This is a genomic window from Streptomyces sp. NPDC016469 (assembly GCF_040632905.1).
Taxonomy (GTDB): Bacteria; Actinomycetota; Actinomycetes; order Streptomycetales; family Streptomycetaceae; genus Streptomyces.
In genome coordinates this window covers 195,662-222,390 of sequence record NZ_JBEYCQ010000010.1, presented here as the reverse complement: position 1 = coordinate 222,390, position 26,729 = coordinate 195,662, and the positions used below count along the sequence as shown (strand labels likewise).

Below are 26,729 nucleotides of genomic sequence, written 5' to 3'. Positions count from 1 at the left end.
CCTCCATGATGCGGGGGGCCGGGGCTCCTGGGGTGAGGCGGGCCCGGTGCAGGTTACGCGCGCAGGCGCAGGCCCCTCGGGGTGGCGAGGAAGCCGGCCGCCTCCAGCGTGCGCCCCAGGGGCGAGGTCAGGGACGAGGCGCCGTTGGTGCGCTCGACGGTCACCGTGCCGAGGGCCCCGGCACGGGCGGCCGAGGCCAGCGCTCCGGCCGCCGCCCGGAGCGCGGGATCGTCCGGATCGGTCGGCCAGGCCAGCAGCGTCTTGCCACCGCGCTCCATGTACAGCGTCAGCTCACCGTCGACCAGGACCACGAGCGAGCCCGCCTTGCGGCCCGGCTTGTGCCCGGCCCCGTCCGGCGGCTCCGGCCACGGGAGGGCGGCGCCGTACGCGTTGGCCGGGTCGGCCGCCGCGAGGACGAGGGCGCGGGGGTCCGCCCCCGGCTCCGTACGGTCCCGGGCTGTGGACACCGCGCGGAGCCGGTCGACCGCGCCGTCCATCGCGAACTGGGCGGCCCCCAGCCCCTCCACGACGTACCCCCGACGCGCCTGCCCGTTGTCCTCGAAGGCCGACAGCACCCGGTACGCCGCCGAGAAGCCGCCCTCGACGCCCTCGGCCTGCACCGCGCCCCGGGTGACCACCCCGTGGCGGTCGAGCAGCGTGCGCGCCAGGGCGTGGGCGCGGTGCGTGGGCTCGGGCTCGATGGCCGGCAGCAGGGACCAGCGGCCCGAGACCGTGGGCGGCCCGGTGCGGGAAGCCGGGCGGGCGGCAGCGGTGAGGGTGCCGTAACGGCCGCGCGGGACATTGCGCCGGGCGCGGTGCGCGGTCGAGCCGGCCGTACGGCCCGAGCCCAGGAGGGAGCGCAGCGGCGCGAGCGTGTCGTTGGTCAGACGGCCGGACCAGGCGAGGTCCCACAAGGCGTCCGCCAGTTGCGCGTCGGTGCAGTCGGGGTGGGTGGTGGCGCGGACCTGATCGGCGATCTGGCGGAAGAACAGCCCGTAACCCCCGCCGAGCGCGGTCAGCACGGACTCGTGCAGTGCGCTCAGCTCCAGGGGGCGGGGCGGGGGGAGGAGCAGCGGCGCGCTGTCGGCGAGGTAGAGGGAGATCCAGCCATCCTTGCCGGGGAGGGCGCCCGCGCCGGCCCAGACGACTTCGCCGGTGGTGGTCAGCTCGTCCAGGAGCGCGGGGCTGTATCCGGTGACCCGGCCGGGCAGGACGAGCCGTTCCAGCGCGGAGGCGGGGACGGGCGCACCCTGAAGCTGCTCGACGGCACGGGCCAGTCCGTCGATGCCGCGCAGGCTGTTGCCGCCGAGGTGCTGCCACTGCGGGAGGAACCCGGCCAGGGCGGCGGGCGGGACCGGCTCCAGCTCGTGCCGGAGGGCGGCCAGCGAACGGCGTCGCAGCCGCCGCAGCACCGTGGCGTCGCACCATTCCTGGCCGATTCCGGCGGGGTGGAACTCGCCCTGGACGATGCGGTCCGACGCCGCGAGCCGTTGCAGTGCCCCGTCGGTGACGGCCGTGCCGAGTCCGAACCGGGCCGCTGCCGCGGTGGAGGTGAACGGGCCGTGCGTACGGGCGTACCGGGCGAGGAGGTCGCCGAGGGGGTCCTTCACCGGCTCGGTGAACGCTTCGGGAACGCCGACCGGGAGCACCGTGCCCAGGGCGTCGCGCAGCCGGCCCGCGTCCTCGATCGCCGCCCAGTGGGCCGCCCCGGCGATCCGGACGCGGATGGCGCGGCGGGCGGACTCCAGCTCCCGCGCCCAGGCGGCCTCGGCCCCGCGCTCGGCCAGCTCCTCGTCGGTGAGCGGGCCGAGCACCCGCAGCAGGTCCGCGACCCCCTCGGCGTCCTTGACCCGGCGGTCGTCCGCCAGCCACTGGAGTTCCCGCTCCAGCTCGGTCAGCACATCGGCGTCGAGCAGTTCGCGCAGCTCCGCCCTGCCCAGCAGCTCGGCGAGCAGCCGGGAGTCCAGGGAGAGCGCGGCGGCGCGCCGTTCGGCGAGCGGCGAATCGCCCTCGTACAGGAACTGCGCAACGTATCCGAAGAGGAGGGAGCGGGCGAAGGGGGAGGGCTCCGGGGTGGTGACCTCGACCAGGCGGATGCGCCGGGCCTCCAGGTCGCCCATCACCTCCGTGAGCCCCGGGACGTCGAAGACGTCCTGGAGGCATTCACGGACCGCTTCGAGAACGATGGGGAAGGAGCCGAACTCGGAGGCGACCTGGAGGAGCTGCGCGGCCCGCTGACGCTGCTGCCAGAGCGGGGTGCGTTTGCCGGGGCTGCGGCGGGGGAGCAGCAGCGCCCTGGCGGCGCACTCACGGAACCGCGAGGCGAACAGGGCGGAGCCGCCGACCTGGTCGGTGACGATCTGTTCGATCTCGCCCTTGTCGAAGGCCACATCGGCGGCGCCGACCGGGGGCTGGTCGCTGTCGAAGGCGGTGTTGGCGGGGGCGAGCGGTGCGGATGCGTCCTGGCCGGGCTCCTGGGGCGGGTCCTGCGCCGGGTCGAAGTCCAGGAGGTCCAGGCCCATCATGTCGGCGTCGGGAAGCCGCAGGACGATGCCGTCGTCGGCGTGCATGACCTGTGCGTCCATGCCGTACCGCTCGGCGAGGCGGGCGCTCAGCGCCAGCGCCCACGGGGCGTGAACCTGCGCGCCGAACGGGGAATGCACGACGACCCGCCAGTCGCCCAGCTCGTCCCGGAAGCGCTCGACGAGGATCGTCCGGTCGTCCGGTACGTGACCGCAGGCCCGGCGCTGCTCGTCCAGATACGCCAGGACGTTGTCGACGGCCCAGGTGTCCAGGCCGGCGGAGAGCAGGCGGTCCCGGGCGTCCTCGGGGGAGAGCCCGCCGAGCTCGCGCAGGAAGGCCCCCAGGGCGCGGCCCAGCTCCAGCGGGCGGCCCAGCTGGTCTCCCTTCCAGAACGGCAGCCGCCCGGGGACACCGGGCGCGGGGGAGACGAGGACCCGGTCACGGGTGATGTCCTCGATCCGCCAGGAGGTCGTGCCCAGCGTGAAGACGTCGCCGACCCGGGACTCGTAGACCATCTCCTCGTCCAGCTCACCGACCCGGCCACCGCCCTTCTTGGGGTCGGCACCGGCGAGGAACACCCCGAAGAGGCCCCGGTCGGGGATGGTCCCGCCCGAGGTGACGGCGAGGCGCTGCGCACCGGGACGGCCCGTGACCGTACCGGCGACGCGGTCCCAGACGACGCGGGGCCGCAGCTCCGCGAAGGCGTCGGACGGATAGCGGCCCGCGAGCATGTCGAGGACGGCCGTGAACGCCGACTCGGGCAGCGACGCGAAGGGGGCGGCCCGGCGGACCACCGCGAGCAGGTCGTCCACCTGCCAGCTGTCCAGCGCGACCATCGCGACGAGCTGCTGGGCCAGCACGTCCAGCGGATTGGACGGGACGCGCAGCGCCTCGATCGAGCCCGTCCGCATCCGTTCGGTGACCACGGCCGCCTGCACCAGGTCGCCGCGGTACTTCGGGAAGACGACGCCGGTGGAGACCGCGCCCACCTGGTGGCCGGCGCGGCCGACGCGCTGCAGCCCGGAGGCGACCGAGGGCGGGGACTCGACCTGGATCACCAGGTCGACCGCCCCCATGTCGATGCCCAGCTCCAGGCTGGAAGTGGCGACGACCGCGGGCAGCCTCCCCGCCTTCAGGTCCTCCTCGACCTGGGCGCGCTGCTCCTTGGACACCGATCCGTGGTGGGCCCGGGCCAGCAGGGCGGGAGCTCCCTTGGCCGCCCCGGACTCCGCCATGATCTCGGCGGGGGAGTGGGCCTCCGGCATGGTCTCGCCGGTGGCCCTCTCGTACGCGATCTCGTTGAGCCGGTTGCACAGGCGCTCCGCGAGGCGGCGGGAGTTGGCGAAGACGATCGTGGAGCGGTGCGCCTGGACGAGATCGGCGATCCGCTCCTCCACATGCGGCCAGATCGACGGCTTCTCGGCCTGCCCCGAGGAGTCGTCGGTGGCGGGGGAACCGCCCAGCTCGCCCAGGTCCTCGACGGGCACGACCACCGACAGGTCGAACTCTTTGCTGGACGGCGGCTGGACGATCTCCACCTTGCGCCGGGGCGACAGGAAGCGCGCCACCTCGTCGACCGGCCGGACCGTGGCCGACAGACCGATGCGCCGGGCCGGCCGGGGCAGCAGCTCGTCCAGGCGCTCCAGCGATACGGCGAGATGGGCACCGCGCTTGGTGCCCGCGACCGCGTGCACCTCGTCCAGGATCACCGTCTCGATGCCGGACAGGGCCTCGCGGGCCGATGAGGTCAGCATCAGGAACAGCGACTCGGGCGTCGTGATCAGGATGTCCGGCGGGCGGGTCGCCATCGAGCGGCGCTCGGCGGCCGGGGTGTCGCCCGAACGGATGCCCACCCTGACCTCGGGCTCGGGCAGCCCTTGGCGCACCGACTCCTGGCGGATGCCGGTCAGTGGTGAGCGCAGATTGCGCTCCACATCGACCGCGAGCGCCTTGAGCGGCGACACGTACAGCACGCGGCAGCGCTTCTTCGCCTCCGCCGGCGGGGGGACGGCCGCCAGCCGGTCCAGGGCGGCGAGGAAGGCGGCCAGCGTCTTGCCCGAGCCGGTCGGGGCGACGACCAGCACGTCCGACCCCTCGCCGATCGCCCGCCAGGCGCCTTCCTGCGCGGCGGTCGGCGCGCTGAAGGCCCCCGCGAACCAGCTGCGGGTCGCGGGGGAGAAGGAATCGAGTGCGGAGCCGGTCATGTCCCCCATCGTGCACCCCGCCACTGACAACGGCCCCGACAACCGCCGGGCGGGCCGCAGGGCCCACGGCCGGACCGCCCGCGAGCTGGGACAATTCCAGCATGGCAGGAGCACAGCAACCGGGGGAGTGGGCGCGGCACTGGAGTTACGCGGAGCTGCCCGACCTCGACCTGCTGCGGGCCCGCTACATCCGGCACACCTTCCCGCGCCACAGCCACGAGGGCTATGTCGTCGCCACGGTGAGCCACGGTGTCGAGGACATCGGAACGCCCGCCGGCACCCTGCACGCGGGGCCCGGGACCGTCGTCATGATCAACCCGGAGGTGCCGCACACCGCCCGCGCGGGTGTCCCCGAAGGCTGGGTGTACGACACGCTCTACCCGTCCGCGCAGGTGATCAACGACATCGCCGCGGATACGACGCGCCTGCGCGGCACCATAGGCTTCGCCGAGACCGGGGTGGCCGATCCGTACGCGGCCCGGCTGATAGCCGAGGTCCACCGGGCGGCCGAGGAGGGCAACGCACTGGCCGCCGACAGCGTGCTGCGGGTCGTCGTCACCCGCCTGCTCACCCGGCACGGCACCGCGTTTCCCGTCTCGGCCCCCCGCGCCGCCGGAGCCCGCGACGCGGCGCGCGCCCGGGCCGTCCTGGAAGCCAGGATGGCCGAACCGCCCACCCTGGAGGCGCTGGCCGCCGAGCTGGGCACAAGCCCCTTCGCGCTGCTGCGCGCGTTCAAGAAGCAGTACGGCATGCCCCCGCACACCTGGCTCACCGATGCCAGGGTGCGGCGTGCGCGCCGGATGCTCGACGCGGGCACGGCCCCCTCGGTCGCGGCCGCGGAGGTCGGCTTCACCGACCAGCCGCATCTCAACCGTCACTTCACCCGGATCGTGGGAGTGACCCCCGGCGCCTACCAGCGTGAACGTGCAAGAACGTACAAGACCGACCCGGAACGGCCCCGGTAGCGTGCTGAACGTGGCGAAACAGACAGCACCCCTCCGCACCACCGCCGACCCGCCCGGCGGCAGCGCACTTGCCGCCGGGACCAAGCCGGACTCGGCCGTCGTACGCGACGCACTCGGCGTCGGCATAGCCGTCGGTCTTTCCGGCTTCGCCTTCGGCGTCACCTCGGCGGGCTCCGGCCTGAGTCTGCTCCAGACATGCGCGCTCAGCCTGCTCGTGTTCACCGGCGCCTCCCAGTTCGCCCTGGTCGGCGCGCTCGCCGCCGGCGGCAACCCGTACACCGCGGCCGCCGGGGCGTTCTTCCTCGGCGTGCGCAACGCCTTCTACGGCCTGCGGCTCTCCCAGCTCCTCGCCCTGCCGCGCGCCCTGCGCCCGCTCGCCGCCCAGTGGGTCATCGACGAAACCACCGCCGTGACGCTGCCCCAGCCCACCCGGCGGGCCGCGCGCATCGGCTTCACCGTCACCGGACTCACCCTCTACGTGCTGTGGAACCTGACCACCCTGGTGGGCGCGATGGGCGCCGAGGCGCTCGGCGACACCGACGCCTGGGGGCTCGACGCGGCCAGCCCGGCCGTCTTCCTCGCGCTGCTCGCCCCGATGCTGAAGTCCACGACGGAGCGTGTGACGGCGGCGCTCGCCGTGCTGCTCGCCCTCGGCCTCCTGCCGGTGCTGCCGGCCGGGGTGCCGGTGCTGCTGTCCGCGCTGGCCGCGCCCGTCGTCCTGTTCCTCATGGGGCGGGCCAAGGGGCATGGCGTGAGCGGGACCGAGACCGAGGACGCCGGTGCGACCCGGGTGGAGGGGGACCGATGAACGTCTGGATCGCCATCGCGCTGACCTGCGTCGGCTGCTACCTGGCCAAACTCCTCGGTCTTCTGGTGCCCGCCGGCGCGTTGGAACGCCCGCTGGTGCAGCGCCTGGCCGCCCTGCTGCCGGTGGCCCTGCTGGCCGCGCTCACCGCCCAGCAGACCTTCGGCGACGGACAGCACCTGGCCCTGGACGCCAGGGGTGCGGGCCTCGCGGCCGCCGCACTCGCCCTTGTCCTGCGCGCCCCCTTCCTGGTGGTCGTGGGCGCCGCCGTGGCCGTCACCGCGGGAGTGCGTGCGCTGGGTTAGGGCCTGTTGGGCTGTCCGGCTGTCCGGCTGGGATCGTAAGGGGCATGCCTCCTGGAGCGTGCCCCTTACCGGCGCGGGCTTTCCCCGCCGCGCCGCCCCTCAAGCCGGAAACCGGACCTCAAGCCAGGATGCGGCCGTGCGCCCTCAGTGTTTCCAGCGCCCTAAGGGTCACCAGGGGGCGACCCTCCAGCGCCGTCCCGGGTGCCCACTGCCGCCAGGTGACCGGCCAGCCGCCGTCCGCCTCCTGCGCGGCGGCGAGATGGTCGAGCGAGCGCTCCATCTCGGGGTCGGAGAACCACCGCCGGGCGAGCGACGCGGGTGTACGGGCGTAGTCGTACGGGAAGTGCTGCTCTCCCGGTGCGTACCCCGGGGCCACCGGGTACTCCGCGCGCCGGTCCGGATCGAGCACGGCGAGCCGCTGGTCGCGTACCAGCCGCCCCAGCCGTTCGGCGGCGGCCTCCGCCCGGGGCCGGTCCGGCACCCCGTCGAGAAAGGCGACCGCCGCCTCGATCTCGTACGGATGCGACACCTCCAGGGCGTCCACGGCCGACCAGCAGAAGTCTGTCGCCCGGAAGAGCCAGGCGTGCCACACCGCGTTGCGGTGCAGCAGCCCGACGACGGGGCCGGTGGCCAGCAGCTCGGCCGGCGGGTCGTCCACGATCGGGATGAAGGGGGCCGCCGGATAGTCGCGCTGGGAGGGCAGCAGCGCGGGCAGGGCGCCCTCCTTGGTGGACACCTCCGTCAGATACCGGCAGATCCGTTCCACCCGCAGGCCTCCGCACCGGCCGATGGAGTCGAGGACACTGAGCGCGTGGGCGGTGTGCAGGGGCTGACTGACGGGGCCGCGCAGATCCGGTTCGAGCGCGTGGCCGTAACCGCCGTCCTCATTGGCATACGCGGTGAGGGCCGTCTCCACCGCGTCCGCGCCTCCCTCCAGATATTGATGGGCGAACCGCCGCTGTTCGAGGACACGGGCCGTGAGCCAGATGAACTGCTCGGCCCGGTCGAGGGGACTTGTTCCAGTTGCAGCCATGGACCGACCGTAGGGCTTCGGCCCCCCGAGCAGGGCCGATGCGGCCCGGCTGCACTCTCAGGAGCGGGATACTGAAGGCATGCGGTTGACGATTTTCTGGGAACGGATGGCGGACCACTTCGGCGCGGGCTACGCGGACTCCTTCGCACGCGACCACGTGATGGCCGAGCTGGGCGGACGTACAGTCCACGAGGCACTGGCGGCCGGCTGGGAGGCGAAGGACGTCTGGCGCGGGGTCTGCGCCGCGATGGACATCCCCGCCGACAGGCGCTGACGACGGGGCGGGCAGGCGACCTTCCGGGGTGCGCGAGGCCTTGTCACCCACATAGGCCAGACTTGCTCCGTGGCACCCACAGACGAGACCGCTCAGATCCAGCCGCCCCGCACGCCGCCCGTACCACCGGCCCCGCCGTCCGGCGCCGGGCCCGCCCGCATGCCCGCCTGGCTGCCGCGTGCCATGGTCCTCGCCCTCGCGCTCTACGCCTGCTTCCGGCTCGGCAGCTGGGCGTTCGACCAGCTCATCGGCCTGCTGATCAATGTGCTGATCTCCTTCTTCCTGGCGCTCGCCATCGAACCCGCCGTGAGCCGGATGTCCGCCCGCGGCATGCGCCGGGGCCTCGCCACCCTCCTCGTCTTCCTCGGCGTGCTGATCGCCGGCGCCGGCTTCGTCGTCCTGCTCGGCTCGATGCTCGCGGGCCAGATCGTCGACATGGTGGAGGACTTCCCGAAGTACCTCGACTCGGTGATCAACTGGGTCAACCAGACCTTTCACACGGAGCTCTCCCGCGTCGAGGTCCAGGACAGCCTGCTGCACTCCGACTGGCTGCAGAAGTACGTCCAGAACAGCGCGACCGGCGTGCTCGACGTCTCGGCGACCGTCCTCGGCGGCCTCTTCCGCCTGCTGACGATCTTCCTGTTCTCCTTCTACTTCGCGGCGGACGGTCCCCGGCTGCGCCGCGGACTGTGCTCCGTGCTGCCCCCCGCCCGCCAGGCGGAGGTGCTGCGGGCCTGGGAGATCGCCGTCGACAAGACCGGCGGCTACCTCTACTCCCGCGGCCTGATGGCGCTTGTCTCCGGCATCGCGCACTACATCCTGCTGGCCGCCCTCGGAGTGCCGTACGCGCCGGCGCTCGCGGTCTGGGTCGGGCTCGTCTCCCAGTTCATCCCCACGATCGGCACCTACCTCGCGGGCGCCCTGCCGATGCTGATCGCCTTCACCGTCGATCCCTGGTACGCGCTGTGGGTCCTCGGCTTTGTCGTGGTGTACCAGCAGTTCGAGAACTACATGCTCCAGCCCAAACTCACCGCGAAGACGGTGGACATCCACCCCGCCGTGGCGTTCGGCTCGGTCATCGCGGGTACGGCGCTCCTGGGCGCCGTCGGCGCGCTGATCGCCATCCCGGCCGTGGCCACGCTCCAGGCGTTCCTCGGCGCGTACGTGAAGCGCTACGACGTCACCGACGACCCGCGCGTCCACGGCAGCCGCCCCGGCGTGCGGGGCGAGCCCCTGTGGACGCGCCTGAGACGCCTGCGCGCCGCGCTCGCGGGCGAGGACGGCCGGGGCACGGACGGGCAGCCGGACGGCGAGGAGCCGGGGGAGCCGCGCCGGCCGGAGGGGCCTTCGGGGCCGAGCGGCAGTTGAGACCCCCATCCCGGGGGAGCGATCTGGGTGGCCCCGTAGGCTGAGGCGCGGGATGTCGTGCCGACCCTGGGGGGGAATATGGAATGGCTGTCCCTGGCGTCGGCGGCCGTAGCGGTCTGCGGTGCGGCGGCAGCCGCGCTCTTCAGCTACTGGCAGCAGCGCCGTCTGCGGTCCAGGGAGCAGCGCGACTACATGGACCGGTACAGGGCTGCCTTGGCATGGGCCGCGTTCGATCTGCAGAGCAGGCTGTACAACATCCTGCACGGGCATGACACCGACCAGGATCCCGCGCGCGGCAACGGTTTCCTGACGAATTTCCTCACGCGGGGCACTCCTCGCGAGGCCGAGTTCGTCCGGCGCAGCACGGTCTTCGTGCTGGCCGAGTATCTGGGCTGGGTGGAGATCCTGCGCCGTGACATCCAGTTCCTGGACCTGGGCAGGAGTCGCGTCAACGCGCGGGTCATGACGCGGATCTCCCGGATCGGCACCAGCCTGTCCAAGATCGACACGGTGAGTGACGAACTCCGTCTGTTCGGCGCCCAGCAGCGGGCCGTCGGTGAGCTCATGGTCCATCCCGACAGTGAGCCGGGCCGCCGCCGCTGCCTGGGCTACGCGGAGTTCTGCTCGAAGCTGGCACACGACCAGGAGTTCGCCGCGTGGTTCTCCGGTCCCCTGGCGGACGTGGACAGGCTTGCGGCCGACACGTCCCGGGCCGTCGACCGCCTCAAGGATCTCCAGGTCCAGCTGGTCGCGCTGATCGATCTCCTGGATCCCCGGAGCGAACGCTTCCCGCAGTTCAGGCTCGCCTACAGCCCCCGCGACCGCCCCCGGAGCTGACCGGGCCCGCCCCTCCGTGCCTGTCATGGAGAGGCGGCGCGGTGCGCTTGACACTAAAATCGAACATCCATTCTTATGGGATTCCGGCCGGGTTTTCCCGGGCCCGACCGTGGAGTTGTCCACAGGCCGGGAGGACGTCGAGGCCCATTGTCAGTGGCAGGGGTTAGCGTCTTTGACGTGAAGCGATCGACTCAAGCAAATCGGGTGGAACCCATGGCAGGAACCGACCGCGAGAAGGCGCTGGACGCCGCACTCGCACAGATTGAACGGCAATTCGGCAAGGGCGCGGTGATGCGCCTCGGCGAGCGGCCGAACGAGCCCATCGAGGTGATTCCCACCGGGTCCACCGCGCTCGACGTCGCGCTCGGCGTCGGCGGCCTGCCGCGCGGCCGTGTGGTGGAGGTGTACGGACCGGAGTCCTCCGGTAAGACGACGCTGACGCTGCACGCCGTGGCGAACGCGCAGAAGCTCGGTGGCTCGGTGGCCTTCATCGACGCGGAGCACGCCCTCGACCCGGAGTACGCGAAGAAGCTCGGCGTCGACATCGACAACCTCATCCTGTCCCAGCCGGACAACGGCGAGCAGGCCCTTGAGATCGTCGACATGCTGGTCCGCTCGGGTGCCCTCGACCTCATCGTCATCGACTCCGTCGCGGCCCTGGTGCCGCGCGCGGAGATCGAGGGTGAGATGGGCGACTCGCACGTGGGTCTCCAGGCCCGCCTGATGAGCCAGGCGCTCCGGAAGATCACCAGCGCGCTCAACCAGTCCAAGACCACCGCGATCTTCATCAACCAGCTCCGCGAGAAGATCGGTGTGATGTTCGGCTCGCCGGAGACCACCACCGGTGGCCGCGCGCTCAAGTTCTACGCCTCGGTGCGCCTCGACATCCGCCGGATCGAGACGCTCAAGGACGGCACCGACGCGGTCGGCAACCGCACCCGCGTCAAGGTCGTCAAGAACAAGGTGGCGCCGCCCTTCAAGCAGGCCGAGTTCGACATCCTCTACGGCCAGGGCATCAGCCGCGAGGGCGGTCTGATCGACATGGGCGTGGAGCACGGCTTCGTCCGCAAGGCCGGCGCCTGGTACACGTACGAGGGCGACCAGCTCGGCCAGGGCAAGGAGAACGCGCGCAACTTCCTCAAGGACAACCCCGACCTCGCCAACGAGATCGAGAAGAAGATCCTGGTGAAGCTGGGCATCGGCGTCCAGCCCGAGGACGCCTCCGCCGAGTCCGGTGCGGATGCGGCTGGCGCGGCGGCTCCGGCCGAAGCCGCGGCGAAGCCGGCGACGGCGGCGGCCGGCAAGGCCAAGCCGGCCAAGGCGGCCGCGGCCAAGAGCTAAGCCGTGACGCGTCGTACTGAGTGGCCGGCCGGCGCCGCCGACCCCGGCGCGGCCTCCGGATCCGGTGAGGGAGCGGGACGCCGTTCCCGCTCCCGGTCCAGTGACAGCGGTTCCCCCTCCTCGTCGAGGGCCGAGAAGGGGGAACCGCGCGACCCGGTCGAGCAGGCCCGCAACATCTGCCTGCGCCTGCTCACCGGCACACCGCGCACCCGCAAGCAGCTCGCGGACGCCCTCCGCAAGCGGGAGATCCCGGACGAGGCGGCCGAAGAGGTGCTGTCCCGCTTCGAGGACGTCGGGCTGATCGATGACGCCGCGTTCGCCGACGCCTGGGTGGAGTCCCGGCACCACGGCCGCGGGCTCGCCCGCCGGGCGCTGGTCCGTGAGCTGCGGACCAAGGGGGTGGACGCCGCCGTGATCGATGAAGCCGTCGGGCAGCTCGACTCCGAGCAGGAGGAGGAGACCGCGCGGGAGCTCGTCGCCCGCAAGCTCCGGTCCACCCGGGGACTGGACCGCGACAAACGCCTGCGCCGCCTGGCGGGCATGCTCGCTCGCAAGGGGTACGGCGAGGGGATGGCCCTGCGCGTGGTGCGCCGGGCGCTGGAGGAAGAGGGGGAGGACACGGAGGGGCTGGACGAGCCCTTCTGACGGGGAGCGACGCCGTGCCGCCGGGGCCGCTACTGGCCGACGCGGGCCGCGCGGCTGATGGTGGCGTCGATCAGCGCGAGGGCGTCCTCGGCTGTGCGCCCCGGGTAGCGGTTCCAGGGACCGATCAGCCCGGTCCAACCCTGGGAGCGAAGCTCGGCGATCAGCCAGGCCCCGGCCCGGTCGACCGTCTCCGCCGAGCCGTAGCCCAGGCGGTGCGCGGTGAGCATGGCGCCGCAGACGCAGCGAGCGCCCCGGATGTTGCGGAGCCGGTACGGGGTGTTCTGCCAGCCCCACTCGGTCAGGATCCGCCGGGCATGGGCGAGATGGACGGACGGCTGGACATCGGGCCGTCCGACGCGCCGCCACGCGTGGAGCCGGTCGGGCAGGATCGCACCGATGCGCCCGGGGAGGGGGCGCTCGCGCGGCGCGGCGGGGGGCAGCGTCCGGACGGCGTCGGCGATGAGCCGGTCCACCGGCACGGAGAGCAGGGCGTGCCAGTCGGCAGCGGGGGCGGCTGCGTCCGGCACGTCGGCGGACGCGGCGGTGCTCGTGGGGCGGGGGGACTCGGGGGCGGATGCGATCAGGTCCCAGCCGCTGACGATGTGCTGCCAGGCGTCCGTGTCATGGAGGCGTGCGGCTTGGGCGTCGAGTTCGTCGGGGGTGAGGGCGGTGGCGGTGGTCGGCATCGGTGCGTGCTCCCCGTCGTAGCGGCGTACCGGCGCCCTGATGGCGGTTCCGGCGGGCGGGGCGGCCGGAGCGGCAGCGCCCGCCGTGAGGCGAATGTCCGTCCGTCGCCCGGGGCGCTCCACCTGAGCGACGCCATACGGGTGTGTCACGGGGCATTCCGGTGGCGGTCACGGGTGAGACGAGAGCCCGTCGTCCGGACGCGGCGCGCCCGGACGGGCGATGAGCGGACGCGGAGGCCGCGCGGGGCGATGAGCGGTGCCGTCGTCCCCGGCGGGGCGCCGCGCCCGGCGGGGACGACGGCACCGCGCCCCGTTCGCCGGCTCCGGTGCCCGGCGGTGCGTCGGCCCCGCGCTCGGTCCGCCGGCCCCGGCGTCCGGCGTTGCGCCGCATCGCCCCCCTGAGCGGAGGCGCGCCCGGGTCCGGCGTGCGGCGTACCGCCCGGGTCCGGCGTGCGGCCGTACCGCCCGAAGCCCCGCTGCCCGCCCCCGAGCGCGGCGTCAGGGAGGTGAGCCGCTCCCCGTCTTCAGCGCGCCCGCACCCAGGACCGCGCAAGGCTGCCCCTGCACCCCCCGCAGCCGCACCCCGCCCTCGCGTACACAGCCGTATACACGCCCCACCCAGCCCCTCCGGGGAGTGCCCCGCCCGGCCCTCTCCGGGGGACAACCCCCCTGTGGAGACGCCGGGTTGCTCCAGTGCACAGGTATCTGTGCACAGAGCAGTGTGTGACACATGCCAGAGAAGCCCGGTGGTACAGAGATCACGGAGTTGGCCGCCCTCAAAGCGCTCGCCCAGCCGCGACGCCAGCAGATCCTTCAGCACCTCACCCTGCACGGCCCCGCGACCTCCGCGATCCTGGCCCGCGCACTGGGGCTGAACACCGGGGCGACCAGCTACCACCTGCGTGAGCTGGCCCGCTACGGCTTCGTGGCGGACACCGTGCCGCAGGAGCCGGCCGGGCGTCGGAGCCGGTGGCGGCGGGCCGTTCCCGGGGACCGGCGCTTTCCGCCGCCGTCCCGGCGGACGCCCGAACTGAGCTTCGTCATCGACGAACTGAACCGTCACGCGTACGCCGCCGACCTCGCCCTCTTCGAACGGCTCCAGCGCGAGAGCGCCGACGCGGCGCCGGACGAGTGGGCCGACGCCTTCGCGTACTCGCGGGGCGCGTTGAGCCTCACTCTCCCCGAGCTCCGCGCGTTCTTCGAGGAGTACATCGCCCTGATGAACCGCTACAGGCGCCCCGGCGCCGGCACCGCGCCGGGTGCCCGGACGGTTCACACCCGACTGCTCGCCTTCCCGGCCCCCGATCCGGACCGCGCGACCCCGCCCACCCCCACCGGCCGACCAGAGACGGACGCCTCATGATGCAGCGCTACGCCCTGCGGACGATCCGGCACCGCAAGGCGGGATTCCTCGGGGCGTTCCTCGCCCTCATGTGCGCCGCCGCGCTCGTCACCGCCTGCGGCACCCTGCTGGAGACCGGCCTGCGCGGCCGGATCGCCACCGAGCGGTACGCGGCCACCCCGCTGATCGTCTCGGCCGACCAGAACGTTCACCGCACGACCGTCAAGCACAAGGGCAACGGCAAGACGAAGACCAAGCACAAGGCGAAGCCCGTAGCCGAACGGGCCTGGCTCCCCGCCGCCACCGCCGACCGGCTGCGCCGCCTGCCGGGGGTTCGCACGGTCATCCCCGAACTGACCTTCCTCGCCCAGCCGCTCGGTCTTCCCGACCACGGAGCGGACGACGACATCCCGTTCTACGGGCACGCCTGGTCGTCCGCCCCACTGACCCCCTTCGCGCTGACCGCCGGCCGTGCCCCGGCGTCCCCCGACGACGTGGTGATCGACCGGACCCTCGCCGTACGGGCGGGCCTCACGACCGGGGACCAGGTCACCGTGCAGTCGACCCGCGCCCCTCACACGTACCGGATCAGCGGCATCGCAACCCCCCGGGGGCGGGCCGAACTCCGGCAGCAGCGCTCGCTGTTCTTCTCCGCGGCGGAGGCCCAGCGGCTCGCGGACCGCGCGGGCCGGGTCAGCGCGATCGGCGTCCTGCCCGAGCCCGGTACGGACACCGGCACGCTGAAGGAGCAGGTCACGACGGCCCTCAAGGCCACCACAGCCCAGGTCGCGACGGGCGACGGACGCGGACCGGTCGAATTCCTCGACGCTGCGGGGGCCCGCGTCAAGCTGGTCTCGATGGGCGGAGCCATGGGCGGCACCTCGCTGCTGGTCGCCGTGCTCGTCGTGGTCGGGACGTTCGCCCTCTCCATCCAGCAACGCCACCGCGAGCTGGCCCTGCTCCGTACCATCGCCGCCACCTCGCGGCAGGTCCGCCGGCTGCTCGGCCGGGAGGCCCTGGTCGTCGGGGCCTTCGCCGGGGTCCTCGGCGCAGTCGCCGGGCTGCCGCTCGCCGCCTGGCTGCACGACCGGTTCACCGGCATGGGCGTGATCCCGCCGACCCTGGAACGTACGGCCGGGATCCTCCCCGCCTGCGCCGCCGTCGCCGTCACCCTGCTCGGCGCCTGGGCCGCCGCCCGGATCTCCGGCCGCCGGATCGCCGGTCTGCGTCCGGCCGAGGCGATGGCCGAGTCCGCGGTCGAGCGCCGCGGCCCGGCCCGGGGACGCGTCCTCGCGGGGCTGCTCCTGCTCGCCGGCGGCGGTGCGCTGGCCGGTGTCCTGAGCGTGCTGCACACCGAGGCCGCCTCGACCCCCGTGACCTTCCTGGCCGTGGTGGTGCTGGCCACGGCTGTGTCGCTACTGGGGCCCCTCCTTGTGCGGGCCGCCGCCTTCCTGATGGCGGGTGTGCTCCGACGGACGGGTCCCATGAGCACCCTTGCCACCGCGAACGTCCGGGGAAACTCCACCCGGATGGCCTCCGTCGTCACGCCGCTCACCCTGCTCATCGGAATGACCTGCACGGTCTTCTTCCTCCAGCCGACCGTCGGCGACGCCGCGCGCGCCCAGGCCGGGGAAGGCACTCGCGCCACCTGGGTGCTCGGCGCGCAGGGGCCGGGCGTTCCGTCGGCGGCGACGGACGCGGTCCGCGCGACGCCCGGGGTCACCGCCGCCACGGAGGTCGTACGCACCACCGTGCGGGTGGGTCTTGAGAAGTACGCCGCACAGGGCGTCACCGGTCCGGGGCTCACCCGCACCTGGGACCCGGGCGTGACGAGCGGTTCCCTCGCCACGTTCGCCACGAACGAGCGGGCCGCCGCGATCAGTGAACTGGCCGCCGACCGGCTCGGGCTGCACGTCGGCAGCGAACTCGCCCTGCACCTCGGGGACGGCACCCCCACCACCCTCACCGTCGCCGCCGTCTACCACCGGGGTCTCGGCTTCGGGGACCTCACTCTGCCGCACGACCTGCTCACCCGGCACATGGACAACCCCCTCGCCGCGACGGTCCTGGTGGCCGGGGACGCGTCCGGGGCCGAACTGTCCGCCGCCGTGGAGAAGTTCCCCGGCGTCGAGGTCGTCGAACCCGCGGTTGCCGACCGGCTCCAGGCCGACCGGGGCCAGGAGAACGGCGAGGTCAACCTCCTTGCCATGGGGCTGGTTCTCGCCTTCACCGCCATCGCCGTCGTCAACACGCTGGCCATGTCGGTGTCGGAGCGCTTCAGGGAGTTCGCGCTCCTGCGCCTCGCCGGCGCCACGCGCCGTCAGGTGCTGCGGATGCTCCGTACCGAGACCCTGTCGGTCCTGGTGATCTCCGCCGCCCTCGGAACCGGTATCGCACTCGCCGTACTGACGGCGTTCAGCCTCGGCATGACGGGGAGCGCGGCGCCCGGTGTCCTGCCACTGGTGTACGGGGCCGTGGTCGGCGCCGCCGCGCTGCTCGCCCTGGTGGCGACGGCACTGCCCGGCCGGTTCGCGCTGCGGACCCGTCCGGTGGAGGTGGCCGCGGGCCGGTGACGAGGACGACATGAGGGGGCGGCCCGGGCCGCCCCCTCACCTCACGTATCGACCGGAAGGCCCGCCGCGCGCCACGCCTGGAAGCCGCCCACCAGGTCCGTCGCCCGGTACAGGCCGAGCCGGTGCAGCGACTCGGCCGCCAGGCTCGACGCGTAACCCTCGTTGCAGATCACCACCACCCGCAGGCCGTGGTCCACCGCCTCCGGGACACGGTGGCTTCCCCGCGGGTCCAGCCGCCATTCCAGTTCGTTGCGCTCGATCACCAGCGCCCCCGGGATCAGCCCGTCCCGTTCGCGCAGCTCCGCGTAGCGGATGTCCACGAGCAGGGCGCCCTCGGAGGCCGCCGCTCGCGCCTCCTGCGGGCCGAGCCGTTCGTAACCGGCCCTGACCCGCTCCAGCAATTCATCGATCCCGAGGGGCCCGTCGCTCACTGCCAATCCTCCGGTCCCTCGGTCTGTTCCAGGCGGAGCACCGCGCCGGTGCGGCTGTAGCGGCGGATGCGCGGCAGCGGCGGGTAGTACGCGTGGACGGAGACGGCGTGCTCCGTGGGGGATTCGTTCAGCACCTCGTGGACGTGATGGCGGCCGAAGGCCCTGCCCCGGCCAGGGGTCAGTTCCCGGGTGCGGTCGATGTCCTCGGCCAGTTCCAGGGTCTTCCAGCCGTCGGTGGGCAGCCTGGCCGCGAGGGAGTGCTCCTTGAGCGTGCCGGCCGCGGTGAGGAAGGCGCCGACCGAGTCGGCGTGGTCGTGCCAGCCGGTGCCGGTACCCGGCGGCCAGCCGATCAGCCACGCCTCGCTGCCGCCGGGACCGTCGAGCCGGATCCAGGTTCGGCCCTCGGGGTCGAGGGGAAGGGAGGCGATGAGTGCGGCGTCCTCGGCGGTGCGGCGGACGAAGTCGAGCAGTTCCGCGGCGGTCGGAGCCGGAGCGGACGTGCGCGTGGGCACGGGGGCAGCGGGGAAGGGCGAGGCAGACATGGAGACCGTCCTGAGAGTTCGCGCGGACGCCCCGCCGTACGGCACAGCGCACGGCGAAGGCAGGTGAAGGCGATTCAGCAGGACGGGCGACACACGCAGCCCGCATAGCGGAGCAGGTCCATATGGACCCTCCGCCACAGGCGCACATCGGTGTCGGTCATGACCGGGAGTAGACCATGCGCGCCCGTGCGGGTCAATTGACGTCCGCGGTCCTGTCGGCACGCACCGAGGTCGTGGCCGCACCGCCGCGCGCCGCGTCCGCCGCCGCGAACAGTTCGGCCGGACGCACCCCGCCGAACGCCTCCACGAGATGGCCGTCCGGCCTGACCAGCAGGACCGTGTGCGCGGAGGCCCCCGGATAGCTCTCGGCCACCAGCAGTTCGGCCTTTACCGGAAGCCCCGCGACCGCCTCCGCCAGCCGGGGCATCACTCCGGCGCGCATCCAGTGGCGCCGGTCCCATACTCCGGTTCCGGGCGCCACCAGCACCACGAGGAGCTGCCCCTGCCCCAGCCGCTCCCGCAGCCGCACCGGGGTGCCGTCGGGCGCCGTGACCCGTACATCGGCCACCGGCGCACCGGGGGGCGTGCCCACCGAGGTGTGCGCCTCGCTGCGCGCGGGCGCAAGGGGGGACAGCGCGTAGGAAGGGGGCGCACCGAGGGGGCCGCAGCCCAGATGCCCGTCCATCAGCAGGGTGTCGTGCCCCCGTGCGCTCCCCGGTACGAGCGTCCGCAGCCCTCCGCCGCCCCGCAGTATCGGCAGCGACTGGTCGGCGGCGCGCAGCCGTGCGGCGACGGCGGCCCGGCGTTCGGCCTGGTAGCTGTCGAGGAGCGCGTCGGACGCCCCGTGATGCCAGGCCAGGGCCAGCTTCCAGGCCAGGTTCTCCGCGTCCCGCAGCCCTTCGTCGAGCCCTTGGGTTCCGAGGGCCCCCAGCAGATGGGCGGCGTCCCCGGCCAGGAAGGACCGCTTCACCCGCCACCGGCGGGCCAGCCGGTGGTGCAGCGTGTAGACCCCGGTGTCCAGCAGCTCGTACGGAGGTGTCTCGCCGCACCAGCCGGCCAGGGTGTCCCGGACCCGGGTGACGAGCGCGTCCGGCGTGACCAGCTCGCCGCGCGCGGGCAGCAGCCAGTCCAGCCGCCACACGTCGTCGGGCAGGGGCCTGGCGGTCACTTCGGCGCCGCCGGTGCGCCAGGGCGGCGACCGGTGCAGCACGGCCTCACCGGGCTGGGGCAGCTCGGCGCGCAGCGCGGCCACGGCGTGCCGTTCCACCGCCGTACGCCCGGGAAACCGGATGTCGAGGAGTTTGCGCACGGTGGACCGGGCCCCGTCGCAGCCGACCAGGTAACTCCCTCGCCACCAGGTCGATCCGGGCTCCCTGGTGTGCACGGTGACCCCGGCCGGGTCCTGCTCCAGGGTGTCGATCCGGCTGGGCCCTGCCATCTGCACCAGCTCCCGCGCGGCCACCGCATCCCGCAGACCCCGTACGAGCGCGTGCTGCGGTACGTGCACGGGAGCGGCGGGGACACCGCTGCCCGGGACCGGGTCCTCGCCGAGCGGCAGCTCGCGCACCAGCTGCCGGCGCCGTACCGAACGCCAGCCGGACCAGCGCAGCCCCTCGTCCCGCAGCGCCTTGCAGCCCAGCCGCTCCAGGAAGGCCGCGGTGTCCTCGCGCAGGACGACCGTGCGGGCGGGGCGGGTCTCGTCGCTGTCGGGGTCCTCGTCGAGCAGCACGGACGGCACACCCTGCGCGGCGAGGGCCAGCGAGAGCGCCAGGCCGACCGGCCCGGCACCGACGACGATCACCGGGTCCACGGCGCGTCCCCCGTCGAGAGGCTGGTGAAACGGAACGGAAGGTGCGCGGGCGTCGAAGGGGGTGCTGAGGCGTCGGGGACTCGGTGCGCGATCACAGAACGTATGCAACCTACTGCCGGTGCTTGCGTCAAGCGACGCCGGAACGCGGCGAGGGGCGGTGGCAGGTGTGCCACCGCCCCTCGCGGGCCTCGTGCGACGAGCCGTCAGGCGGCGCTTCCGTCGTCCGTCCTGAGCGACGGCGCACCGATCGTCTCCAGTTCGCCCCCCGGGCCGGTGCCCACGACCGCGCCCGTGCTCTTCTTGCCGCGCCGGAGCCACCGCTCAAGCCAGCTGGCGAAGGACGTCAGGGCGAAGTTCAGCGCCAGGTAGACCAACGCGACGATCGTGAAGCAGGCGATGGTGTTCGCCCCGTAGTTCGCGGACATCGGCCGTACCGAGGCCAGCAGCTCCGGGTAGCTGAGCACGGCGCCACCGAGTGCGGTGTCCTTCACGATCACCACGAGCTGGCTGACGATGGCCGGCAGCATGGCGGTGACCGCCTGCGGCAGCAGCACGAAGACCATCGTCTGGCCCTTGCGCATGCCGATCGCCTTGGCCGCGTCCGTCTGCCCGCGCGGGAGCGTCAGGATGCCGGCCCGCACGATCTCGGCGAGCACCGAGGCGTTGTAGAGCACCAGACCCGTCACCACGGCGTACAGCAGACGCGTGTCCGGTTCGAGGCCGGTGTACTCGGAGTACATCGCGTTGGCGATGATCATCAGGAGCAGCACGGGAATGGCGCGGAAGAACTCCACGACCACCCCGCCCGGAACGCGCACCCAGCGGTGGTCCGAGAGCCGGCCGATCCCGAAGAGCGCGCCCAGCGGCAGCGCGATGAGCAGCGAGAAGAACGCCGCCTTGATCGTGTTCTGGAAGCCCGGCCAGATGTACGTCTCCCACGCCTGGGTGTTGGCGAAGAACGGCTTCCACTTGACCCAGTCGAGCTGGTGCTTCTCGGCGAGGCCGTCGTACACCCACCACACCACCGCTGCGGCGGCCAGTACGAAGAGAACGGTGTACAGGATGTTGCGCCGCTTGGCGCGGGGCCCCTGCGCGTCGTAGAGGACGGAACTCATCGCTTCACCGCCACCTTCTTGGCGACCCAGCCGAGGATGAGACCGGTCGGGAGGGTCAGGATGATGAAGCCGAGGACGAACACACCGGAGATCAGCAGCAGCTGGGCCTCGTTCTCGACCATTTCCTTCATCAGGTACGAGGCTTCCGCGACTCCGATCGCCGCCGCGACGGTGGTGTTCTTCGTCAGTGCGATGAGCACGTTGGACAGCGGGTTGACCACCGACCGGAACGCCTGCGGGAGCACGATCAGCCGCAGCACCTGGCCGAAGCTCAGCCCGAGTGCCCGAGCCGCCTCTGCCTGGCCGACCGGCACCGTGTTGATGCCCGAACGCAGGGCCTCGCACACGAACGACGCGGTGTAGACGGTGAAGGCGAGCACCGCGAGCCGGAAGTTGATGACCTTGAAGTCGCCGCCGCCCCCGAGCGTGACCTGAAGGGTCTGGAAGAGGCCCAGCGAGGCGAAGACGATGATCACGGTCAGCGGAATGTTCCGGACCACGTTCACATAAACGGTCGCGAAACCGCGCATCAGGGGGACCGGGCTGACCCTCATGCCGGCCAGCAGCGTTCCCCATATGAGGGAGCCGAGGGCGGAGAACACGGTGAGCTTCACCGTGACCCAGAAGGCCCCCAGCAGGTCATAACCATCAAGAAAGTCGAACACGATCTCCCGTGCTTCCACGTGTAGGAGGGCGCGGCGCGCCGCCGTTCAGCGGCGGCGCGCCCGGTCAGCCCTGCTTCACTTGACGACGTTGCCGATCTTCGGGGCGGCCTCGTTCTTGTAACCGGCCGGACCGAAGTTGGTCTCGACCGCCTTGTCCCACGAACCGTCCTTGACCATCTTGGTCAGCGCGTCGTTGATCTTCTTCTTGAGGTCGGCGTCGCCCTTCTTCAGGCCGATGCCGTAGTTCTCGTTGGTCATCTTGAAGCCGGCCAGCTTGAACTTGCCCTTGTTGACCTCCTGCGAGGCGTAACCGGCCAGGATGCTGTCGTCCGTGGTCAGCGCGTCCACGGCCTTGTTCTCGAGGCCGGTCAGGCACTCCGAGTAGCCGCCGTATTCCAGCAGCTGCGCCTTCGGGGCGAGCTTGTCGTGGACGTTCTGCGCCGAGGTCGAGCCGGTGACCGAGCAGAGCTTCTTGTTGTTCAGGTCCTCGGGCTTCTTGATCGAGTCGTCGTCCGCGCGGACCAGGATGTCCTGGTGGGCCAGCAGGTACGGACCGGCGAAGTCGACCTTCTGCAGGCGCTCGTCGTTGATCGAGTAGGAGGCGGCGATGAACTTGACGTCACCCCGCGAGATCGCCGTCTCGCGGTCGGCGCTCTTCGTCTCCTTGAACTCGATGTCCTTGGCGTCGTAGCCGAGCTCCTTGGCGACATACGTGGCGACGTCGACGTCGAAGCCGGTGTACTTGCCGTCCGGGGTCTTCAGGCCGATACCCGGCTGGTCGATCTTGATGCCGATGGTGATCTTCTTGCCGCCGCCCGAACCGGCCGAGTCGTCCTTGTCGTCGGAACCGCAGGCGGTGGCGGTGAGGGCGAGAGCGAGCACGGCGGCCGAGGCGGCGGTGACCTTACGAAGCTGCATGGTGGAATTCCCTAGAGTTGACGCGTAGTGAGTGATCAGCAGATACGGGAGCCGGTACTGCTACTGCGGGCTCCGTTCAGTGGTGAAGGATCTTCGACAGGAAGTCCTTGGCCCGGTCACTGCGCGGGTTGCTGAAGAACTGGTCGGGCGTGGCCTCTTCGACGATCTTCCCGTCCGCCATGAAGACGACCCGGTTCGCCGCGGAGCGCGCGAAGCCCATCTCGTGGGTGACGACGACCATGGTCATGCCCTCGCGGGCGAGCTGCTGCATGACCTCAAGGACCTCGTTGATCATCTCCGGGTCGAGCGCGGAGGTCGGCTCGTCGAAGAGCATGACCTTCGGGTCCATCGCCAGGGCCCGGGCGATCGCCACGCGCTGCTGCTGGCCGCCGGAGAGCTGGGAGGGGTACTTGTCGGCCTGGGTCCCGACGCCCACCCGGTCGAGCAGCGCACGCGCCTTGTCCTCGGCAGCCTTCTTGTCCGTCTTGCGGACCTTCAGCTGGCCGAGCATCACGTTTTCCAGGACCGTCTTGTGGGCGAAGAGGTTGAACGACTGGAAGACCATGCCGACATCGGCACGCAGCCGAGCCAGTTCCTTGCCCTCCGCGGGCAGCGGCTTCCCGTCGATCGTGATCGCGCCCGAATCGATCGTCTCCAAGCGGTTGATCGTGCGGCACAGCGTGGACTTACCGGACCCGGACGGCCCGATGACGACCACGACCTCGCCGCGGGCGATCGTCAGGTCGATGTCCTGGAGCACATGCAGCGCGCCGAAGTGCTTGTTGACGTTGCTCAGCACAACCAGATCGCCGGCGGGCGCGGGTGCAGCGTCCTCGGCGCCCTTGGTCACTGAAACTCCGCTCATCGGCTTCTTGCTCCGTCCTCCTCGGTTGGGAAGGACCCTAGTGACGCAGTGCTACGAACGTCATTACATCTGAGCGGAAATTGAGCATAACGATCCGGCGGCAACCGGACACTCCGCGTGAACGGGACGTCACGCCGGTCGTTCCGGCCATACCGGGTGCATAACGGAAACCCGGATACAACGGGCAGGCCCTTGACTGTCCACCGCGCATCGGCGTGGATTCCCTGGTACACCCCTACGTGAAACACCCCGGAACGGGGAAGTGACCGGGGGCGTACGCGACCGTACGGACCGACCGCCGACACGCCGCTGCCAGAGGGGGGCCATGAGACTGCTGCTCGTCGAGGACGACAACCATGTCGCCGCCGCCCTGTCCGCGATCCTCGCCCGGCACGGCTTCCAGGTGGTCCACGCCCGCAGTGGCGACGAGGCCCTCCAGGCGCTCCTGCCCACCGACACCGAGCCCTTCGGCGTCGTGCTCCTCGACCTCGGCCTTCCCGACCAGGACGGTTACGAGGTGTGCGGCAAGATCCGCAAGCGCAGTTCCGTGCCGGTGATCATGGTCACCGCCCGTGCCGACGTACGCTCCCGCATCCACGGGCTCAACCTCGGTGCCGACGACTACGTGACCAAGCCCTACGACACCGGGGAGCTACTGGCCCGCATCCACGCCGTCAGCCGGCGGAAGGCGAGCAATGAGGACACCGTGTCCACGCCCGTCGCGGCGCTGCGCCTGGGGCACGTCAGCATCGAGCTGCCCACCCGCCGGGTCAGCGTGGACGGGACGGAAGTGCAGCTCACCCGCAAGGAGTTCGACCTGCTCGCGCTGCTCGCCCAGCGGCCCGGTGTGGTCTTCCGCCGCGAACAGATCATCAGCGAGGTGTGGCGCACCAGCTGGGAGGGAACGGGCCGCACGCTGGAGGTGCACGTCGCCTCGCTCCGTTCCAAGCTGCGGCTGCCCGCCCTGATCGAGACGGTGCGCGGGGTCGGCTACCGCCTCGTCTCCCCGCCCGCGTAAAGGCGTACGTCCCCGGTGCGTACCCGGCTGCTCCCGCTGCTCATCATCCTGATGGCGAGTGTCCTGCTCGCCCTCGGCTTCCCGCTCGCCGTCAGCGTGGCCGCCGCCGAACAGCAGCGCGTCGTGATCGACCGCATCGACGACACGGCACGCTTCGCCGCACTCGCCCAGTTCATCACCGAGCGCACCCGCGGCTACGACGAACGGCGCCGTACCCTCCAGACCGAGCTGGAAACGTACGACTCGGTGTACGGGATCCGCGCCGGTGTCTTCTACCGCGACGACTCCGCCATGGCGAAGGCCCCGGCCGCCTGGCGGCTGCCCGTCGAGGGGGAGGGGCGCGCCGCGTTCAGCGAGGCGTTGCTCGGCCGCCGCAGCCACGACCCGCCCCAGGTCTGGCCCTGGCAGAACGGCCGGGTGGTCGTCGCCTCGCCCGTCGTACGCGACGGCGACGTCATCGCCGTCGTCGTCATCGACTCGCCCACCGGCCAGATGCGCGGTGACACGATCCGTGGCTGGCTGCTGATCGCGGCGGGCGAGGCGGTCGCGATGCTGGTCGCCGTCGGCGCCGCGATCCGGCTCACCGGCTGGGTCCTGCTGCCGGTCAAGACCCTGGACGCCGCGGCCCACGACATCGCCAGTGGCCGGATGCGCTCCCGGGTCGCCGCCTCCGGCGGCCCTCCGGAACTGAGGCGGCTGGCCCGCTCGTTCAACGAGATGGCCGACAACGTCGAGGACGTGCTGGAGCAGCAGCGCGCCTTCGTGGCCGACGCCTCCCACCAGCTGCGCAACCCGCTGGCCGCCCTGCTCCTGCGCATCGAACTGCTCGCTCTCGAACTGCCCCAGGGCAACGAGGAGATCGCTTCCGTGCGCACCGAGGGCCGCCGCCTCGGCCAGGTCCTGGACGACCTCCTCGACCTCGCGCTCGCCGAGCACGCCGAGAGCGACCTCCAGCTCACCGACATCGGCGCCCTCACCGCCGAACGGGTCGCGTCCTGGCGGCCGGTGGCCGAGGAGAAGGGCGTACGGCTCCGAGCCGACGGGCCGCCCGCCGTCACCGCCTGGGCGGACCCCATAGCCCTGTCCAGCGCACTCGACGCCATCATCGACAACGCCCTCAAATTCACGCCCGCCGACGAAGAGGTCCGCGTCACGGTCGCCTCCGGGAGCCAGGACGTCACGGTCGTCGTCGCGGACGGCGGCCCCGGCCTCACCGACCAGGAGCTGGAACGCGTCGGCGACCGCTTCTGGCGCAGCTCCCAGCACCAGAACGTCCAGGGCTCGGGCCTCGGCCTCTCCATCTCCCAGGCGCTCCTGGCGGCGGGCGGCGGCTCGCTCTCGTACGCGCGCAAGGAACCGTACGGGCTGAGCGTGACGGTCTCCGTGCCGCGCCACGACCCCAAGGGCTGAGGAGCGCGTCCGCGCTTCCGCAGCCGCCCCGCCCGGCCGGGGAAGGCGCTACGGCTTGACCGAGCGGTAGTAGCGCTTCGCCCCTTCGTGCAGCGGGAGCGGATCGGTGTAGATGGCCGTCCGCAGGTCCACCAGCTGCGCCGCGTGCACCTCGCGCCCGATGCGGTCGCGGCTGTCGATCACGGTCCTGGTGAACGCCTCGGTCATCGCCGCGTCCGTGCGGTCCGTCGTGACCAGCACATTGGAGACCGCCACTGTGGGCACCGCCTGGCCCTGCTGAGCGTCGCGGTACGCGTCGGCGGGCATCACGGCCGACCGGTAGTAACGGGTGGGGCCGCCCGCCGCCTGGAGCTGCTTGATCAGCGGCTCCTCCAGCGGGACCAGCCGGATGGGGAACCGCTCCGACAGATCCGTCACCGCCGTCGTGGGCAGCCCGCCCGACCAGAAGAACGCGTCGAGCTTTCCCTCCTCCAGGAGCTTCGGCATCGTGTCGATGCCCACCGGCAACGGCGTCACATCATGGACCGGGTCGAGACCGGCGGCCGTCATCAGCCGGTCCGCGACCAGCTTCACCCCGGACCCCGGCTGCCCCACCGCGACCTTACGGCCGCGCAGATCGGCCACGCTGGCGATGTCCGAGTCCCGCTTCACGACCAGCTGTATGTAGTCGTCGTACAGCCGGACGCAGCCGCGCAGCCGCTCGTAGCCTGGCTTGCGGGCGCGCAGGTAGGTGGCGACGGCATCGGTGGTGGCGATGGTGAAGTCCGCCTCGCCCGCCGCGACCCGGGCCAGGTTCTGCTGCGAGCCCTCGCTCGTCTGGAGATTTATCGACACATCGGGCAGATCCTTGGCCAGGGCTCCCTTCAGCCGCACCCCGTAGCGCTGGTAGACGCCGCTGCGCACCCCCGTACTGAACGACAGGGTGCCGGTGGGTGCCGGGTCGCCGAGCGGGAGCAGCCACCAGAGCAGCAGCCCGAGCACGACGGCGAGGGCGGCGCCCGCCCGCAGGGAGCGACGCCGGCCGATTCGGGAGAGGGCCGGGAGCATGGCGGCG

General features: G+C 72.2%; 24 protein-coding genes. 12 read left to right on the top strand and 12 right to left on the bottom strand.

The features are described 5' to 3' along the window. Positions 1 to 53: 53 nt before the first annotated feature. The gene (locus ABZ565_RS14370; RefSeq protein ID WP_361025235.1) at positions 54 to 4,727 is read right to left on the bottom strand and encodes a DEAD/DEAH box helicase; all 4,674 of its coding nucleotides are present in this window, start codon (positions 4,725 to 4,727) and stop codon (positions 54 to 56) included. A 101-nt stretch (positions 4,728 to 4,828) separates the two neighbouring features. Here ABZ565_RS14370 and ABZ565_RS14365 point away from each other — a divergent pair, with 101 nt between their 5' ends. The 3 genes from ABZ565_RS14365 to ABZ565_RS14355 are packed head-to-tail and all read left to right on the top strand — an operon-like array spanning position 4,829 to position 6,802. Next, the gene (locus ABZ565_RS14365) at positions 4,829 to 5,692 is read left to right on the top strand and encodes an AraC family transcriptional regulator (protein ID WP_361025232.1); all 864 of its coding nucleotides are present in this window, start codon (positions 4,829 to 4,831) and stop codon (positions 5,690 to 5,692) included. A gap of 10 nt (positions 5,693 to 5,702) precedes the next feature. After that, positions 5,703 to 6,500 carry an AzlC family ABC transporter permease gene (locus ABZ565_RS14360; RefSeq protein WP_361025229.1) on the top strand — a complete coding sequence of 266 codons (798 nt, stop codon included), beginning with the start codon at positions 5,703 to 5,705 and terminating at the stop codon, positions 6,498 to 6,500. Then, the gene (locus tag ABZ565_RS14355) at positions 6,497 to 6,802 is read left to right on the top strand and encodes an AzlD domain-containing protein (protein ID WP_361025226.1); all 306 of its coding nucleotides are present in this window, start codon (positions 6,497 to 6,499) and stop codon (positions 6,800 to 6,802) included. The genes ABZ565_RS14360 and ABZ565_RS14355 overlap by 4 nt, the downstream gene beginning before the upstream one ends. A 118-nt stretch (positions 6,803 to 6,920) precedes the next feature. Here the strand turns inward: ABZ565_RS14355 and ABZ565_RS14350 are convergent, their stop codons facing one another. Next, positions 6,921 to 7,835, bottom strand: coding sequence for a hypothetical protein (locus ABZ565_RS14350; RefSeq protein ID WP_361025223.1), 915 nt, complete (start codon positions 7,833 to 7,835; stop codon positions 6,921 to 6,923). Positions 7,836 to 7,914: 79 nt separating this feature from the next. On the opposite strand from ABZ565_RS14350, the gene ABZ565_RS14345 reads away from it, so the two are divergent. The 5 genes from ABZ565_RS14345 to recX all read left to right on the top strand — a co-directional run bounded on the left by ABZ565_RS14345 (position 7,915) and on the right by recX (position 12,300). Beyond that, on the top strand, positions 7,915 to 8,109 hold the full coding sequence (locus ABZ565_RS14345) for a DUF3046 domain-containing protein (RefSeq protein ID WP_018105295.1): 195 nt from the start codon (positions 7,915 to 7,917) through the stop codon (positions 8,107 to 8,109). Positions 8,110 to 8,268: 159 nt separating this feature from the next. Beyond that, on the top strand, positions 8,269 to 9,477 hold the full coding sequence (locus ABZ565_RS14340) for an AI-2E family transporter (protein WP_361025313.1): 1,209 nt from the start codon (positions 8,269 to 8,271) through the stop codon (positions 9,475 to 9,477). A gap of 78 nt (positions 9,478 to 9,555) precedes the next feature. After that, positions 9,556 to 10,314, top strand: coding sequence for a hypothetical protein (locus ABZ565_RS14335; protein WP_361025219.1), 759 nt, complete (start codon positions 9,556 to 9,558; stop codon positions 10,312 to 10,314). Positions 10,315 to 10,527: 213 nt separating this feature from the next. Further along, entirely contained in the window at positions 10,528 to 11,655 is a 1,128-nt protein-coding gene (gene recA / locus ABZ565_RS14330) for a recombinase RecA (protein WP_361025216.1), read from the top strand. Positions 11,656 to 11,658: 3 nt separating this feature from the next. Beyond that, on the top strand, positions 11,659 to 12,300 hold the full coding sequence (gene recX / locus ABZ565_RS14325) for a recombination regulator RecX (RefSeq protein WP_361025213.1): 642 nt from the start codon (positions 11,659 to 11,661) through the stop codon (positions 12,298 to 12,300). Between the two features lie 29 nt (positions 12,301 to 12,329). Here recX and ABZ565_RS14320 read toward each other — a convergent pair whose 3' ends face one another. After that, positions 12,330 to 12,986 (bottom strand): hypothetical protein, encoded by a 657-nt coding sequence (locus ABZ565_RS14320; protein ID WP_361025210.1) that lies wholly within the window; start codon positions 12,984 to 12,986, stop codon positions 12,330 to 12,332. A 730-nt stretch (positions 12,987 to 13,716) separates the two neighbouring features. On the opposite strand from ABZ565_RS14320, the gene ABZ565_RS14315 reads away from it, so the two are divergent. Then, on the top strand, positions 13,717 to 14,349 hold the full coding sequence (locus tag ABZ565_RS14315; RefSeq protein WP_361025207.1) for a helix-turn-helix domain-containing protein: 633 nt from the start codon (positions 13,717 to 13,719) through the stop codon (positions 14,347 to 14,349). Then, positions 14,346 to 16,901: an FtsX-like permease family protein gene (locus ABZ565_RS14310; protein WP_361025204.1), complete on the top strand. Its 2,556-nt coding sequence runs from the start codon at positions 14,346 to 14,348 to the stop codon at positions 16,899 to 16,901. Before ABZ565_RS14315 ends, ABZ565_RS14310 begins: the two co-directional genes overlap by 4 nt. A gap of 41 nt (positions 16,902 to 16,942) precedes the next feature. Here ABZ565_RS14310 and ABZ565_RS14305 read toward each other — a convergent pair whose 3' ends face one another. The 8 genes from ABZ565_RS14305 to ABZ565_RS14270 all read right to left on the bottom strand — a co-directional run bounded on the left by ABZ565_RS14305 (position 16,943) and on the right by ABZ565_RS14270 (position 23,247). Continuing rightward, positions 16,943 to 17,332 carry a rhodanese-like domain-containing protein gene (locus ABZ565_RS14305; RefSeq protein WP_361025201.1) on the bottom strand — a complete coding sequence of 130 codons (390 nt, stop codon included), beginning with the start codon at positions 17,330 to 17,332 and terminating at the stop codon, positions 16,943 to 16,945. Then, complete coding sequence (locus tag ABZ565_RS14300) at positions 17,329 to 17,874, bottom strand: cysteine dioxygenase (RefSeq protein ID WP_361025198.1); 546 nt, start codon at positions 17,872 to 17,874, stop codon at positions 17,329 to 17,331. The genes ABZ565_RS14305 and ABZ565_RS14300 overlap by 4 nt, the downstream gene beginning before the upstream one ends. 74 nt (positions 17,875 to 17,948) lie before the next feature. After that, entirely contained in the window at positions 17,949 to 18,035 is an 87-nt protein-coding gene (locus tag ABZ565_RS14295) for a putative leader peptide (RefSeq protein WP_311307652.1), read from the bottom strand. Between the two features lie 32 nt (positions 18,036 to 18,067). After that, positions 18,068 to 19,684: an FAD-dependent monooxygenase gene (locus tag ABZ565_RS14290; protein ID WP_361025195.1), complete on the bottom strand. Its 1,617-nt coding sequence runs from the start codon at positions 19,682 to 19,684 to the stop codon at positions 18,068 to 18,070. 203 nt (positions 19,685 to 19,887) lie between these two features. Beyond that, the gene (locus ABZ565_RS14285) at positions 19,888 to 20,799 is read right to left on the bottom strand and encodes an amino acid ABC transporter permease (RefSeq protein WP_361025192.1); all 912 of its coding nucleotides are present in this window, start codon (positions 20,797 to 20,799) and stop codon (positions 19,888 to 19,890) included. Then, entirely contained in the window at positions 20,796 to 21,464 is a 669-nt protein-coding gene (locus tag ABZ565_RS14280; protein WP_361025310.1) for an amino acid ABC transporter permease, read from the bottom strand. The genes ABZ565_RS14285 and ABZ565_RS14280 overlap by 4 nt, the downstream gene beginning before the upstream one ends. A 75-nt stretch (positions 21,465 to 21,539) precedes the next feature. Continuing rightward, positions 21,540 to 22,382 carry a glutamate ABC transporter substrate-binding protein gene (locus tag ABZ565_RS14275; RefSeq protein ID WP_361025189.1) on the bottom strand — a complete coding sequence of 281 codons (843 nt, stop codon included), beginning with the start codon at positions 22,380 to 22,382 and terminating at the stop codon, positions 21,540 to 21,542. 76 nt (positions 22,383 to 22,458) lie between these two features. Continuing rightward, positions 22,459 to 23,247 carry an amino acid ABC transporter ATP-binding protein gene (locus ABZ565_RS14270; protein WP_361025186.1) on the bottom strand — a complete coding sequence of 263 codons (789 nt, stop codon included), beginning with the start codon at positions 23,245 to 23,247 and terminating at the stop codon, positions 22,459 to 22,461. A gap of 325 nt (positions 23,248 to 23,572) precedes the next feature. Between ABZ565_RS14270 and ABZ565_RS14265 the strand changes: the two genes are divergently transcribed. Together ABZ565_RS14265 and ABZ565_RS14260 are read left to right on the top strand one after the other, a co-directional pair. Beyond that, complete coding sequence (locus tag ABZ565_RS14265) at positions 23,573 to 24,265, top strand: response regulator transcription factor (RefSeq protein WP_361025184.1); 693 nt, start codon at positions 23,573 to 23,575, stop codon at positions 24,263 to 24,265. Positions 24,266 to 24,280: 15 nt separating this feature from the next. After that, positions 24,281 to 25,675: a HAMP domain-containing sensor histidine kinase gene (locus ABZ565_RS14260; RefSeq protein WP_361025181.1), complete on the top strand. Its 1,395-nt coding sequence runs from the start codon at positions 24,281 to 24,283 to the stop codon at positions 25,673 to 25,675. Positions 25,676 to 25,723: 48 nt separating this feature from the next. Here ABZ565_RS14260 and ABZ565_RS14255 read toward each other — a convergent pair whose 3' ends face one another. Then, complete coding sequence (locus ABZ565_RS14255; RefSeq protein ID WP_361025178.1) at positions 25,724 to 26,722, bottom strand: TAXI family TRAP transporter solute-binding subunit; 999 nt, start codon at positions 26,720 to 26,722, stop codon at positions 25,724 to 25,726. Between the last annotated feature and the right edge of the window lie 7 nt (positions 26,723 to 26,729).

Coding starts and splice junctions, on each gene's coding strand:
- ABZ565_RS14320 (WP_361025210.1), bottom strand. CDS start 12,986: ATGCCGACCACCGCCACCGCCCTCACCCCCGACGAACTCGACGCCCAA.
- ABZ565_RS14370 (WP_361025235.1), bottom strand. CDS start 4,727: ATGACCGGCTCCGCACTCGATTCCTTCTCCCCCGCGACCCGCAGCTGG.
- ABZ565_RS14300 (WP_361025198.1), bottom strand. CDS start 17,874: ATGTCTGCCTCGCCCTTCCCCGCTGCCCCCGTGCCCACGCGCACGTCC.
- ABZ565_RS14285 (WP_361025192.1), bottom strand. CDS start 20,799: ATGAGTTCCGTCCTCTACGACGCGCAGGGGCCCCGCGCCAAGCGGCGC.
- recA (WP_361025216.1), top strand. CDS start 10,528: ATGGCAGGAACCGACCGCGAGAAGGCGCTGGACGCCGCACTCGCACAG.
- ABZ565_RS14345 (WP_018105295.1), top strand. CDS start 7,915: ATGCGGTTGACGATTTTCTGGGAACGGATGGCGGACCACTTCGGCGCG.
- ABZ565_RS14255 (WP_361025178.1), bottom strand. CDS start 26,722: ATGCTCCCGGCCCTCTCCCGAATCGGCCGGCGTCGCTCCCTGCGGGCG.
- ABZ565_RS14295 (WP_311307652.1), bottom strand. CDS start 18,035: ATGACCGACACCGATGTGCGCCTGTGGCGGAGGGTCCATATGGACCTG.
- ABZ565_RS14275 (WP_361025189.1), bottom strand. CDS start 22,382: ATGCAGCTTCGTAAGGTCACCGCCGCCTCGGCCGCCGTGCTCGCTCTC.
- ABZ565_RS14310 (WP_361025204.1), top strand. CDS start 14,346: ATGATGCAGCGCTACGCCCTGCGGACGATCCGGCACCGCAAGGCGGGA.
- ABZ565_RS14270 (WP_361025186.1), bottom strand. CDS start 23,247: ATGAGCGGAGTTTCAGTGACCAAGGGCGCCGAGGACGCTGCACCCGCG.
- ABZ565_RS14265 (WP_361025184.1), top strand. CDS start 23,573: ATGAGACTGCTGCTCGTCGAGGACGACAACCATGTCGCCGCCGCCCTG.
- ABZ565_RS14355 (WP_361025226.1), top strand. CDS start 6,497: ATGAACGTCTGGATCGCCATCGCGCTGACCTGCGTCGGCTGCTACCTG.
- ABZ565_RS14365 (WP_361025232.1), top strand. CDS start 4,829: ATGGCAGGAGCACAGCAACCGGGGGAGTGGGCGCGGCACTGGAGTTAC.
- ABZ565_RS14335 (WP_361025219.1), top strand. CDS start 9,556: ATGGAATGGCTGTCCCTGGCGTCGGCGGCCGTAGCGGTCTGCGGTGCG.
- ABZ565_RS14315 (WP_361025207.1), top strand. CDS start 13,717: ATGCCAGAGAAGCCCGGTGGTACAGAGATCACGGAGTTGGCCGCCCTC.
- ABZ565_RS14350 (WP_361025223.1), bottom strand. CDS start 7,835: ATGGCTGCAACTGGAACAAGTCCCCTCGACCGGGCCGAGCAGTTCATC.
- ABZ565_RS14340 (WP_361025313.1), top strand. CDS start 8,269: ATGCCCGCCTGGCTGCCGCGTGCCATGGTCCTCGCCCTCGCGCTCTAC.